The sequence below is a fragment of the Streptococcus oralis genome (assembly GCF_021497885.1).
In the GTDB taxonomy this organism is placed as follows: domain Bacteria; phylum Bacillota; class Bacilli; order Lactobacillales; family Streptococcaceae; genus Streptococcus; species Streptococcus oralis_BQ.
The window spans coordinates 860,128-872,871 of record NZ_CP046523.1; the positions used below are offsets into that span (position 1 = coordinate 860,128).

The 12,744-nt window shown below is 38.1% G+C and carries 14 protein-coding genes and 1 pseudogene; 10 read left to right on the forward strand and 5 right to left on the reverse strand.

Going from position 1 to position 12,744, the window contains the following annotated elements; translation table 11 throughout:
• Nucleotides 1-2 precede the first annotated feature (2 nt).
• The 6 genes and pseudogenes from GOM48_RS04360 (at nucleotide 3) to GOM48_RS04385 (ending at nucleotide 6,572) form a co-directional block, all read left to right on the forward strand.
• Nucleotides 3-2,180 (forward strand): CD3337/EF1877 family mobilome membrane protein, encoded by a 2,178-nt coding sequence (locus GOM48_RS04360; protein WP_235098562.1) that lies wholly within the window; start codon nucleotides 3-5, stop codon nucleotides 2,178-2,180.
• Entirely contained in the window at nucleotides 2,177-3,058 is an 882-nt protein-coding gene (locus tag GOM48_RS04365; protein ID WP_006150747.1) for a lysozyme family protein, read from the forward strand. Before GOM48_RS04360 ends, GOM48_RS04365 begins: the two co-directional genes overlap by 4 nt.
• A complete protein-coding gene (locus GOM48_RS04370) occupies nucleotides 3,055-3,990 on the forward strand; it encodes a conjugal transfer protein (RefSeq protein ID WP_001224320.1) in 936 nt (311 codons plus the stop codon). Before GOM48_RS04365 ends, GOM48_RS04370 begins: the two co-directional genes overlap by 4 nt.
• 313 nt (nucleotides 3,991-4,303) lie before the next feature.
• Nucleotides 4,304-4,351 (forward strand): annotated as a pseudogene (locus GOM48_RS09910) (hypothetical protein); the annotation flags it as partial.
• Between the two features lie 15 nt (nucleotides 4,352-4,366).
• On the forward strand, nucleotides 4,367-6,286 hold the full coding sequence (tet(M), locus tag GOM48_RS04380; protein ID WP_000691736.1) for a tetracycline resistance ribosomal protection protein Tet(M): 1,920 nt from the start codon (nucleotides 4,367-4,369) through the stop codon (nucleotides 6,284-6,286).
• Between the two features lie 118 nt (nucleotides 6,287-6,404).
• Nucleotides 6,405-6,572 carry a cysteine-rich KTR domain-containing protein gene (locus GOM48_RS04385; protein ID WP_000336323.1) on the forward strand — a complete coding sequence of 56 codons (168 nt, stop codon included), beginning with the start codon at nucleotides 6,405-6,407 and terminating at the stop codon, nucleotides 6,570-6,572.
• A 59-nt stretch (nucleotides 6,573-6,631) separates the two neighbouring features.
• Here GOM48_RS04385 and GOM48_RS04390 read toward each other — a convergent pair whose 3' ends face one another.
• Nucleotides 6,632-6,985 carry a helix-turn-helix transcriptional regulator gene (locus GOM48_RS04390; protein WP_001227347.1) on the reverse strand — a complete coding sequence of 118 codons (354 nt, stop codon included), beginning with the start codon at nucleotides 6,983-6,985 and terminating at the stop codon, nucleotides 6,632-6,634.
• Nucleotides 6,986-7,489: 504 nt separating this feature from the next.
• Between GOM48_RS04390 and GOM48_RS04395 the strand changes: the two genes are divergently transcribed.
• A complete protein-coding gene (locus GOM48_RS04395; protein WP_000804885.1) occupies nucleotides 7,490-7,912 on the forward strand; it encodes a sigma-70 family RNA polymerase sigma factor in 423 nt (140 codons plus the stop codon).
• The gene (locus GOM48_RS04400) at nucleotides 7,909-8,139 is read left to right on the forward strand and encodes a helix-turn-helix domain-containing protein (protein ID WP_000857133.1); all 231 of its coding nucleotides are present in this window, start codon (nucleotides 7,909-7,911) and stop codon (nucleotides 8,137-8,139) included. Before GOM48_RS04395 ends, GOM48_RS04400 begins: the two co-directional genes overlap by 4 nt.
• 225 nt (nucleotides 8,140-8,364) lie before the next feature.
• Here the strand turns inward: GOM48_RS04400 and GOM48_RS04405 are convergent, their stop codons facing one another.
• Nucleotides 8,365-8,616, reverse strand: a complete 252-nt coding sequence (locus tag GOM48_RS04405) for a hypothetical protein (RefSeq protein WP_001845478.1) — start codon at nucleotides 8,614-8,616, stop codon at nucleotides 8,365-8,367.
• On the opposite strand from GOM48_RS04405, the gene GOM48_RS04410 reads away from it, so the two are divergent.
• Together GOM48_RS04410 and GOM48_RS04415 are read left to right on the forward strand one after the other, a co-directional pair.
• Complete coding sequence (locus tag GOM48_RS04410; protein WP_000814511.1) at nucleotides 8,600-8,803, forward strand: excisionase; 204 nt, start codon at nucleotides 8,600-8,602, stop codon at nucleotides 8,801-8,803. The two genes, GOM48_RS04405 and GOM48_RS04410, sit on opposite strands and share 17 nt — an antisense overlap.
• A gap of 81 nt (nucleotides 8,804-8,884) precedes the next feature.
• Nucleotides 8,885-10,102, forward strand: coding sequence for a tyrosine-type recombinase/integrase (locus GOM48_RS04415; RefSeq protein ID WP_001291561.1), 1,218 nt, complete (start codon nucleotides 8,885-8,887; stop codon nucleotides 10,100-10,102).
• Nucleotides 10,103-10,769: 667 nt separating this feature from the next.
• On the opposite strand, the gene GOM48_RS04420 is transcribed toward GOM48_RS04415, so the two are convergent.
• Genes GOM48_RS04420 through GOM48_RS09755 form a run of 3 tightly spaced genes read right to left on the reverse strand, consistent with a single transcriptional unit; the run spans nucleotide 10,770 to nucleotide 12,622 of the window.
• Nucleotides 10,770-11,588, reverse strand: a complete 819-nt coding sequence (locus GOM48_RS04420; protein WP_235098564.1) for a TIGR03943 family putative permease subunit — start codon at nucleotides 11,586-11,588, stop codon at nucleotides 10,770-10,772.
• Complete coding sequence (locus tag GOM48_RS04425; RefSeq protein WP_235098565.1) at nucleotides 11,585-12,490, reverse strand: permease; 906 nt, start codon at nucleotides 12,488-12,490, stop codon at nucleotides 11,585-11,587. The genes GOM48_RS04420 and GOM48_RS04425 overlap by 4 nt, the downstream gene beginning before the upstream one ends.
• A complete protein-coding gene (locus GOM48_RS09755; protein ID WP_000268696.1) occupies nucleotides 12,491-12,622 on the reverse strand; it encodes an SPJ_0845 family protein in 132 nt (43 codons plus the stop codon). It lies immediately after the preceding gene.
• Nucleotides 12,623-12,744 lie beyond the last annotated feature (122 nt).

The following is a 12,744-nucleotide window of genomic DNA, read 5'->3' on the forward strand; positions in this document are numbered from 1 at the left end:
ATGTGAAACCATCAATAGTAAACAGAATAAAATCAAACTGGACGCTGAAACGTCTAGGTAAAGTGGCAATGACAGTGGCTTTCACACTTGTGATTGCCATTTTTCTTTTAGCCATGCTGGGAACGGTGGTTCAAGCTGCGAGCTTGGTAGATGATACGGTCAATGTGGCAAATGAATACAGCCGATACCCACTTGAAAACTATCAACTGGATTTTTATGTGGATAATAGCTGGGGCTGGCTTCCGTGGAACTGGTCGGACGGGATTGGAAAACAGGTCATGTATGGACTATATGCCATTACCAATTTTATTTGGACAATCAGTTTGTATGTTTCCAATGCGACAGGTTACTTAGTACAGGAAGCCTATTCCTTAGACTTCATTTCCGCTACAGCAGATTCCATTGGTAAGAATATGCAGACCTTAGCTGGTGTGAGTGCAAACGGATTTTCAACAGAGGGTTTCTATGTTGGATTCCTCTTACTCTTGATTTTGGTTCTTGGGGTTTATGTTGCCTATACGGGACTGATAAAGAGAGAAACCACAAAGGCAATTCATGCCATTATGAATTTTGTGCTGGTGTTTATCCTATCGGCTTCCTTTATTGCCTACGCTCCCGACTACATTAAAAAAATCAATGACTTTTCATCAGACATCAGTAATGCCAGTTTATCACTTGGCACGAAGATTGTCATGCCCCATTCCGATAGTCAAGGCAAGGACAGCGTGGACTTAATCAGAGATAGCCTGTTTTCCATACAGGTTCAGCAACCGTGGCTACTGCTTCAATACAACAGTTCAGACATTGAAAGTATCGGTATTGACCGTGTGGAAAGCCTGCTCTCCACCAGCCCAGATTCCAACAATGGCGAAGACAGAGAAAAAATTGTTGCGGAAGAAATTGAAGACAGAAGCAATACCAATCTAACCATTACAAAGACCATTAACCGTTTAGGTACAGTCTTCTTCCTATTTGTCTTCAATATTGGGATTTCCATATTTGTATTCCTATTAACAGGAATCATGATTTTCTCGCAGGTACTTTTTATCATCTATGCTATGTTTCTGCCTGTGAGCTTTATTTTAAGCATGATTCCATCATTTGATGGTATGTCAAAACGAGCCATAACAAAGCTCTTTAATACCATTTTGACACGAGCTGGAATCACATTGATTATTACGACAGCATTTAGTATTTCAACCATGCTCTATACCTTATCGGCTGGTTATCCGTTCTTTTTGATTGCTTTTCTACAGATTGTGACCTTTGCAGGAATCTACTTCAAGCTGGGCGATTTAATGAGTATGTTTTCTCTACAGAGTAACGATTCTCAAAGTGTGGGAAGTCGTGTGATGAGAAAACCTCGTATGCTTATGCACGCTCACATGCACCGTCTACAGCGGAAACTTGGACGTTCCATGACTACTCTAGGGGCTGGGTCTGCCATTGTTACAGGTAAAAAAGGACAGTCGGGTTCGGGGAGTTCTGCAAGGACACAAGCAGATCACTCCCGACCAGACGGAAAGGAAAAATCAACACTTGGAAAACGTATCGGTCAAACCATCGGTACAGTAGCTGATACCAAAGACAGAATGGTAGACACTGCTAGTGGTTTGAAAGAACAGGTTAAAGATTTGCCGACCAATGCAAGATATGCAGTATATCAAGGAAAATCCAAAGTAAAAGAGAATGTCCGTGATTTAACCAGTAGTATTTCTCAAACCAAAGCGGACAGAGCCAGTGGACGCAAGGAACAGCAGGAACAAAGGCGAAAAACCATTGCGAAGCGTCGCTCTGAAATGGAACAGGTCAAACAGAAAAAACAGCCTGCTTCTTCTGTTCATGAAAGACCGACTACAAGACAAGAACAATATCATGATGAACAGACCTCAAAACAGTCTAATATTCAGACTTCATATAAGGAATCTCAACAAGCCAAACAAGAGCGTCCAGCAGTTAAGTCCGATTTTTCAAGTCCAAAAGTGGAACGCCAAGGCAATACCGTTCAAGAAAAAACCGTTCAAAAGCCAGCAACTTCAACCACTACAGCAGATAGAACTTCACAACGTCCAATCACAAAAGAACGTCCGTCTACTGTTCAAAGAGTACCACTACAAAATACAAGAAGTAGACCACCAATCAAAACCGCCACCATTAAGAAAGTCGGTAAGAAACCATGAAGTTGAAAACTTTAGTGATTGGTGGTTCTGGATTATTCTTGATGGTCTTCTCACTGCTTCTGTTTGTTGCCATTTTATTTTCAGATGAACAGGACAGCGGAATTTCCAATATTCATTATGGAGGTGTGAATGTTTCCGCAGAAGTGCTGGCTCATAAGCCTATGGTAGAAAAATATGCCAAAGAATATGGCGTTGAAGAATATGTCAACATACTTCTTGCGATTATACAGGTGGAATCGGGCGGTACTGCGGAAGATGTTATGCAGTCCTCGGAATCCCTCGGTCTTCCACCTAATTCATTGAGTACAGAAGAATCCATTAAGCAAGGTGTGAAGTATTTCAGTGAATTATTAGCCAGTAGCGAAAGGCTCAGTGTAGATTTAGAATCGGTTATCCAGTCCTACAATTATGGTGGTGGTTTCTTAGGGTATGTGGCTAATCGTGGAAATAAATATACCTTTGAACTGGCTCAAAGTTTCTCAAAAGAGTATTCAGGTGGCGAAAAAGTGTCTTACCCCAATCCCATAGCCATACCTATCAATGGGGGCTGGCGATACGTTTACGGTGGAGCTTCCCCGACTACTTCTTTTGATTGTAGCGGACTGACACAATGGACGTATGGAAAAGCTGGAATTAACTTACCACGAACCGCACAACAGCAATATGATGTGACCCAGCATATCCCACTATCGGAAGCACAAGCTGGCGATTTGGTTTTCTTTCATTCTACCTATAACGCTGGCTCTTATATTACTCATGTTGGGATATACCTTGGCAATAACCGTATGTTTCATGCAGGCGACCCAATCGGTTATGCCGACTTAACAAGCCCCTACTGGCAACAGCATTTAGTGGGAGCAGGACGAATCAAACAATGAGAAAGGAAGATTTAATGATGAAATTTAGAAAAAATCAGAATAAAGAAAAACAGATACCAAAGGAAAAGAAACCTCGTGTCTACTATAAGGTCAATCCTCATAAAAAGGTTGTGATTGCCTTGTGGGTACTTTTAGGGCTTAGTTTCAGCTTTGCGATATTCAAGCACTTTACAGCTATAGATACTCATACTATTCACGAAACAACTATCATAGAAAAGGAATACGTTGATACTCATCATGTAGAAAATTTTGTAGAGAACTTTGCGAAAGTCTACTATTCATGGGAGCAATCCGATAAGTCCATTGATAATCGAATGGAAAGTCTAAAAGGCTATCTGACAGATGAACTTCAAGCTCTCAATGTTGATACAGTACGCAAAGATATTCCTGTATCGTCTTCTGTAAGAGGATTTCAGATATGGACGGTAGAGCCAACTGGCGACAATGAGTTTAATGTAACCTACAGTGTAGACCAGCTCATTACAGAGGGAGAAAATACAAAGACCGTCCACTCTGCTTATATAGTGAGTGTCTATGTAGATGGTTCTGGAAATATGGTACTGGTTAAGAATCCGACCATTACCAACATACCTAAGAAATCAAGTTATAAACCAAAAGCCATTGAAAGTGAGGGGACGGTTGATTCCATTACAACCAATGAAATCAATGAGTTTTTAACGACGTTCTTCAAGCTCTATCCTACAGCGACAGCCAGTGAACTTTCCTACTATGTGAATGACGGGATATTAAAACCAATCGGAAAAGAGTACATCTTTCAAGAACTGGTAAATCCTATTCACAATCGTAAGGATAATCAAGTCACGGTATCGCTGACAGTGGAGTATATCGACCAGCAGACCAAAGCAACGCAGGTATCTCAATTTGATTTGGTACTTGAAAAGAACGGGAGTAATTGGAAGATTATAGAATAACAAATATTGGTACATTATTACAGCTATTTTGTAATCACGTACTCTCTTTGATAAAAAATTGGAGATTCCTTTACAAATATGCTCTTATGTGCTATTATTTAAGTATCTATTTAAAAGGAGTTAATAAATATGCGGCAAGGTATTCTTAAATAAACTGTCAATTTGATAGTGGGAACAAATAATTGGATGTCCTTTTTTAGGAGGGCTTAGTTTTTTGTACCCAGTTTAAGAATACCTTTATCATGTGATTCTAAAGTATCCGGAGAATATCTGTATGCTTTGTATGCCTATGGTTATGCATAAAAATCCCAGTGATAAAAGTATTTATCACTGGGATTTTTATGCCCTTTTGGGTTTTTGAATGGAGGAAAATCACATGAAAATTATTAATATTGGAGTTTTAGCTCATGTTGATGCAGGAAAAACTACCTTAACAGAAAGCTTATTATATAACAGTGGAGCGATTACAGAATTAGGAAGCGTGGACAAAGGTACAACGAGGACGGATAATACGCTTTTAGAACGTCAGAGAGGAATTACAATTCAGACAGGAATAACCTCTTTTCAGTGGGAAAATACGAAGGTGAACATCATAGACACGCCAGGACATATGGATTTCTTAGCAGAAGTATATCGTTCATTATCAGTTTTAGATGGGGCAATTCTACTGATTTCTGCAAAAGATGGCGTACAAGCACAAACTCGTATATTATTTCATGCACTTAGGAAAATGGGGATTCCCACAATCTTTTTTATCAATAAGATTGACCAAAATGGAATTGATTTATCAACGGTTTATCAGGATATTAAAGAGAAACTTTCTGCCGAAATTGTAATCAAACAGAAGGTAGAACTGTATCCTAATATGTGTGTGACGAACTTTACCGAATCTGAACAATGGGATACGGTAATAGAGGGAAACGATGACCTTTTAGAGAAATATATGTCCGGTAAATCATTAGAAGCATTGGAACTCGAACAAGAGGAAAGCATAAGATTTCAGAATTGTTCTCTGTTCCCTCTTTATCATGGAAGTGCAAAAAGTAATATAGGGATTGATAACCTTATAGAAGTTATTACTAATAAATTTTATTCATCAACACATCGAGGTCCGTCTGAACTTTGCGGAAATGTTTTCAAAATTGAATATACAAAAAAAAGACAACGTCTTGCATATATACGCCTTTATAGTGGAGTACTACATTTACGAGATTCGGTTAGAGTATCAGAAAAAGAAAAAATAAAAGTTACAGAAATGTATACTTCAATAAATGGTGAATTATGTAAGATTGATAGAGCTTATTCTGGAGAAATTGTTATTTTGCAAAATGAGTTTTTGAAGTTAAATAGTGTTCTTGGAGATACAAAACTATTGCCACAGAGAAAAAAGATTGAAAATCCGCACCCTCTACTACAAACAACTGTTGAACCGAGTAAACCTGAACAGAGAGAAATGTTGCTTGATGCCCTTTTGGAAATCTCAGATAGTGATCCGCTTCTACGATATTACGTGGATTCTACGACACATGAAATTATACTTTCTTTCTTAGGGAAAGTACAAATGGAAGTGATTAGTGCACTGTTGCAAGAAAAGTATCATGTGGAGATAGAACTAAAAGAGCCTACAGTCATTTATATGGAGAGACCGTTAAAAAATGCAGAATATACCATTCACATCGAAGTGCCGCCAAATCCTTTCTGGGCTTCCATTGGTTTATCTGTATCACCGCTTCCGTTGGGAAGTGGAATGCAGTATGAGAGCTCGGTTTCTCTTGGATACTTAAATCAATCGTTTCAAAATGCAGTTATGGAGGGGATACGCTATGGCTGTGAACAAGGATTGTATGGTTGGAATGTGACGGACTGTAAAATCTGTTTTAAGTATGGCTTATACTATAGCCCTGTTAGTACCCCAGCAGATTTTCGGATGCTTGCTCCTATTGTATTGGAACAAGTCTTAAAAAAAGCTGGAACAGAATTGTTAGAGCCATATCTTAGTTTTAAAATTTATGCGCCACAGGAATATCTTTCACGAGCATACAACGATGCTCCTAAATATTGTGCGAACATCGTAGACACTCAATTGAAAAATAATGAGGTCATTCTTAGTGGAGAAATCCCTGCTCGGTGTATTCAAGAATATCGTAGTGATTTAACTTTCTTTACAAATGGACGTAGTGTTTGTTTAACAGAGTTAAAAGGGTACCATGTTACTACCGGTGAACCTGTTTGCCAGCCCCGTCGTCCAAATAGTCGGATAGATAAAGTACGATATATGTTCAATAAAATAACTTAGTGTATTTTATGTTGTTATATAAATATGGTTTCTTGTTAAATAAGATGAAATATTTTTTAATAAAGATTTGAATTAAAGTGTAAAGGAGGAGATAGTTATTATAAACTACAAGTGGATATTGTGTCCTGTATGTGGAAATAAAACACGATTAAAGATAAGGGAAGATACTGAATTAAAAAAATTCCCCCTCTATTGTCCGAAATGCAGACAAGAAAATTTAATTGAAATAAAGCAGTTCAAAGTAACTGTGATTACAGAGCCAGACGCAAAGACGCAGAGCCGATAAAATGAGATTAATACAATCTCATTTTATCGGCTCTTTCCGTTATGTATGGATTCTTTTAATTAGTCTTCGATGTTTCTTGCTTCGTTGATACCGCTGGCTAAAGATTCCATTAAGGATAGTTCTTTGTCTGTAAAGCTATCCATGTATTTCTCTATCTGTAATCGTCGGGTGCTTTTTACCAAGTTATTAGCAGGTAAGAAAAATTCATCAACGGAAACATGAAGTAACGATACAAGGTCATAAAGAACTTGTATGCTGGGGTGTTGCCCTTTATTTTCAATATTAGTTAAGTACCGTGGGTCAATTTCAATCAATGCTCCCACTTGTTCACGAGTTAAACCTCGTTTCAATCGAGCTTCTTTAATGGCTAAACCAAAGGCTCTAAAATCATATTTATCTTCTTTTTTACGCATAGTAGACCACCTCTATACATTTTATTGTTCCTACTGAATTAAAAACAGGTATAGAAAAACGTGTTATATGGTTTATAGGTTTATATTTAATAAAAAGCACTACTAAACGCCAATAAAAAAAACCGTTATATGGTAGTGCTATTTACGCTGTTAAAATATTGTATATTACTTCCAAATGGCGGTTTGTTGGAGGTCAACGTCGCCATGAAGTACATCATATACAATAAATTTCCTTACATTGGGTTCTTGTCAAAAAAAGTCGTCTATCTGCAATAGATAAGTACGTCCACCAATGTGGTTTTATAAATCATATAGATAGAATAACAGAAGCATGTAAACAGAGAAATAAATCTGTTTATATGCTTTTTTGGCTATTCAGAACTTTTTTACAAAGTTTATTTATCAGTAATGCAACAAATCCCCCTTTCACATTGGGACTAAGAGTGAAAGGAGATAAACGAGCAAGGCTCACTTCCTTTCCTAGACAGAAAGGGGGTGAGAAACATGAAACCATCTTCTTTTCAGACCACAATAGAAAATCAGTTTGACTATATCTGTAAACGTGCTATGGAAGACGAGCGAAAGAATTATATGCTTTATCTTTCAAGGATTGCAAAGCGTGAGGTGTCCTTTTCGGATGTTGGCGATTATCTTGTTAGCCAGTTTGCGACAACAGATAACTATTCAACTGACTTTCAGATTTTTACACTCAATGGGTTATCAGTAGGCGTTGAAAATGATTTGTTGAGTGAAGCATTACGTGAGTTGCCAGACAAGAAACGTGAAATTCTACTGCTGTTTTACTTTATGGACATGAGCGATTCAGAAATTGCAGACCTGTTGAAATTGAACCGTTCTACTGTCTATCGGCATAGAACCAGTGGACTAGCCTTAATTAAAAAGTTTATGGAGGAATTTGAAGAATGAAAACACAATATCCTATGATTCCCTTTCCTCTCATTGTAAAGGCAACAGATGGCGATACCGAAGCGATTAACCAGATTCTACATCATTACAGAGGGTACATAACGAAGCGTTCCCTACGACTTATGAAAGATGAATATGGCAATCAAAGTATGGTCGTTGATGAAGTCTTACGTGGAAGAATGGAAACCAGACTGATTACAAAGATTTTGTCATTTGAAATTAAGTAATATCCTCTCTCCTTTCGTGGAAGCGTGCTAAACCATTCCACGCTTCCCGAACAGGGAGGTTTGTTATTCCACCAAAGCATATTGAGCTTTCAATGTGTTTTGATAGGCTAACGAGCCATTGTTCTTTGAAAACTGAATAAAAGTAATCGAATACGTTTCGATAAGAAAAGAGCCAACGGAACTAACCGCCATGACCTATCTTATAAAGATAGCGAGCGATTCATGTTAGTGATCCGAGAAGCAATCTTTAGCAGGATTGCCTGCAACGACATTCTTATCGTGATAATGATACTCCCATACAGTCAATAGTCCGAGCGTGATAAAACCGTCGCAGGCAATGAGTATGGCTACATGAGAACCATGCAGGGGTGGAACTCCCGTGAGCTTTGCTAAAGCTGTTCGATTGCTGGTAAAACAACTTTTATGAAATCCAAATAAGTGATTTGGAAAGGAGGATTTTATGAAGCAGACTGACATTCCTATTTGGGAACGTTATACCCTAACCATTGAAGAAGCGTCAAAATATTTTCGTATTGGCGAAAACAAGCTACGACGCTTGGCAGAGGAAAATAAAAATGCAAATTGGCTGATTATGAATGGCAATCGTATTCAGATTAAACGAAAACAATTTGAAAAAATTATAGATACATTGGACGCAATCTAGCGTCGCCAAAGGGTCTTGTATATGATAAAATAGTATTAAGTCGTATCAAGGCTCTTTCCATAAAGGAAAGGAGCAAATGCCATGTCAGAAAAAAGACGTGACAATAAAGGTCGAATCTTAAAGACTGGAGAGAGCCAACGAAAAGACGGAAGATACTTATACAAATATATAGATTCATTTGGAGAACCGCAATTTGTTTACTCGTGGAAACTTGTGGCTACAGACCGAGTACCAGCAGGAAAGCGTGATTGTATCTCACTTAGAGAGAAAATCGCAGAGTTACAGAAAGACATTCATGATGGTATTGATGTTGTAGGAAAGAAAATGACACTCTGCCAGCTTTACGCAAAACAGAACGCTCAAAGACCAAAGGTTAGAAAAAACACTGAAACTGGACGCAAATATCTTATGGATATTTTGAAGAAAGACAAGTTAGGTGTAAGAAGTATTGACAGTATTAAGCCATCAGACGCTAAAGAATGGGCTATTAGAATGAGTGAAAATGGTTATGCTTATCAAACCATCAATAACTACAAACGTTCTTTAAAGGCTTCATTCTATATTGCTATACAAGATGATTGTGTTCGGAAGAATCCATTTGACTTTCAACTGAAAGCAGTTCTTGATGATGATACTGTCCCTAAGACCGTACTAACAGAAGAACAGGAAGAAAAACTGTTAGCCTTTGCAAAAGCTGATAAAACCTACAGCAAAAATTATGATGAAATTCTGATACTCTTAAAAACAGGTCTTCGTATTTCAGAGTTTGGTGGTTTGACACTTCCAGATTTAGATTTTGAGAATCGTCTTGTCAATATAGACCATCAGCTATTGAGAGATACTGAAATTGGGTACTACATTGAAACACCAAAGACCAAAAGTGGCGAACGTCAAGTTCCTATGGTTGAAGAAGCCTATCAAGCATTTAAGCGAGTGTTAGCGAATCGAAAGAATGATAAGCGTGTTGAGATTGATGGATATAGTGATTTCCTCTTTCTTAATAGAAAGAACTATCCAAAAGTGGCAAGTGATTACAACGGCATGATGAAAGGTCTTGTTAAGAAATACAATAAGTATAACGAGGATAAATTGCCACACATCACTCCACATAGTTTGCGACATACATTCTGTACCAACTATGCAAATGCAGGAATGAATCCAAAGGCATTACAGTACATTATGGGACATGCTAATATAGCCATGACGCTGAACTATTACGCACATGCAACATTCGATTCTGCAATGGCAGAAATGAAACGCTTGAATAAAGAGAAGCAACAGGAGCGTCTTGTTGCTTAGTAGTACAAATGAATTTACTACTTATTTACCACTTCTGACAGCTAAGACATGAGGAAATATGCAAAGAAACGTGAAGTATCTTCCTACAGTAAAAATACTCGAAAGCACATAGAATAAGGCTTTACGAGCATTTAAGAAAATATAAAAAGATAATTAGAAATTTATACTTTGTTTATACAAAAATTTTGTCTTTTATCATATTTTTTTGAAAAAAGCTAGTAATTTGACTGAAAAAATTTGCAATTCTCCACAAGAAAATATATAATATAGTTGAGATGGAAAAACGTTTTTTAAAAGGAGGTGCACATTATGTTCTTAGGATTCTACTTCCGTTTTTGGCTCAGCATTTGGTGGCGTTAATAGAGGTTAGTGGTTGTTAAATTAAACTCAAATAGCTTTATGCCAGTAAGAAACTGAAATATTCAGTTTAATATGAGTTTTATTTTTCTAGTAAATCAACGTTTTCTATCACAACTCTATTGCAGTTAAGCTATGATATGTGATGATTGTCAACCCTATCTTGTTAACATTTTTATGGTCTCGAGAAATCTTATTTCTTGGGACTTTTTCTATTGTTTGAAAGGTTGTTTGTTGATTTTGTTGAACTAGGAGAACAAAAAAAGACAAACTACTTTAAAAAGTAATTTGTCTGTTGTCGGGTTACTTTTTATTGAAAGACACGATAGACATAAGGATTTTCTGGTTTATCTACTTTTGTGAAACTCTCAACTTCCAGTGTTGGGAGTTTTTGTTTGAGTTCTTTATGGTAGTGGAGGGTCAGGGTTCCCCTAGCGGTAATCCAAGTATTATCAGGATACTGGCGTGAGTTCCCCTTGGTCAAGAGTCCATATACACCAGAGTCTGCGATACAGTGGATGATTCCAAAGCGAAAGAGGAACTGGCTATCTGGATGGCTAGGATCGTTATAGACAAAACCTGTAAACTCGATTTTCTTTCCTTCAAACTCTTGTGGATAGTCATAGAGAACTTCCATGACTTCCATATAGTTTTCGTCTGTAACCTGAATGGTTGGCTGGGAGAGGTATTTATCAGCTGTAGTCCGCATTTCCTTTTCATAAGCAGACTTGGAAAAATAGGTACTGGTATCGGGTTTGAGGTATTGACTGGATGTACCTTCGCTTGCCTGAATAGCTGTATCGATTCCCTCAGCAAGCGGGAAATGATAGCCTTTGGCAGATACGGTTCTCGAGTCCAAACTTACTGTCGGAAAGGCAACTCCAATCAAGAGAGGTAGAGACAGTAAAAGGATACTGATTCGTCTAGCTCGACGACTTTCTAAATGGCTGGGAGAGTTGATTTTCTTAATCCAGATGTAGAATTGCACCAGAGCCAACAGAAGAGAAAGGACCATGGAGATATAGACTAGATAGGAATAGTGGAGGTTGATGTAGTGGCTGAGCTTTCCAGATAGCTGTAGATAAAGGGTCAGAGCAAAATAGCCCAATAGAATGAAAAATCGAATCATAACATCACCCCCATCATGTAAGAATAAAGCAAGACAAGCAGAGTCACGATGCCCATGAATTGCCAGATGAAGCGCGCTTTGAGATAGTGTTTCATCATGAGGAGATTTTTGATATCAAGCATGGGGCCAATGACCAGAAAAGCAAGGACTGGCGCTAGGCCGAAGCTCGAGAGGAGAGAAGCGCCGATAAAGGCGTCTGCCTCGCTACAAAGTGAGAGGAGAAAGGCTAGTAACATGAGCAGGAGAATTGCAAGAAGTGGACTAGCACTGATAGAGGTCAGGATCCGAGTCGGAACATAGACCTGAACGATAGCTGCAAAGAGACAGCCAAAGACCAAGTAACGCCCCATATCGAAAAATTCATCAATAGCCTGCACAAAAATCTGAAGAATTTTTCTACTAGGCTTCAAATGAGAAAAATCATGTTCATGACAATAGATATGATTCTCTTTTTGAATGGGTTCCTTCCAGAAAAATCCTAGAAAAATACCCAGCACCAAAGCAATCACAATCGCTCCCAGAGCTCGCAAGAAGGCAAGCTTTATTGAATTGCCAAAGGCAGAATAAGTAGCGAAAAGAACGATAGGATTGATGATGGGAGCAGTCACCAGAAAGGGAACTGCCGTGTAGCTGGGGATTTTCTTTTCCAAAAAACGATTGATAATCGGGACGATTCCACACTCACAAGAAGGAAAGAGAAAGCCGATGAAGGTACCAAAAAAAATCCTCCCCCAACGATTGCGAGGGAGAAATTCAGTGACTTTTTCAGGTGTGATATAGACTTCGATCCAGCCGGAAATGAGACTCCCAATCAGAACAAAAGGAAGGGCTTCAATGATAATGGAGAGAAAAATAGCCCCTGCTTGTAATACACTAGGAGGAAGAGATTGGAAAATCGTCATCTATTTTTTCTTCTCAACTTTTTCTTTTTTATCTTTATCATCTGGGAAAGTGACCTGTGTTAAGTCTGGAAGTTTGGCAAATTCTTCAAACATTTTGTCCAAGTCATCAGTTTTCGTAAATTTAACAGCCATGGGCCTACCTCTTTTCTAAATTCTACCTCTATTATACTATTATTTTGCGGAAAAGGGATTATTTTTATTTTGAGAATCAAAGAGGTAAAAACAGGTAAGGTGAAACAAGCCTTGTCCCTTAT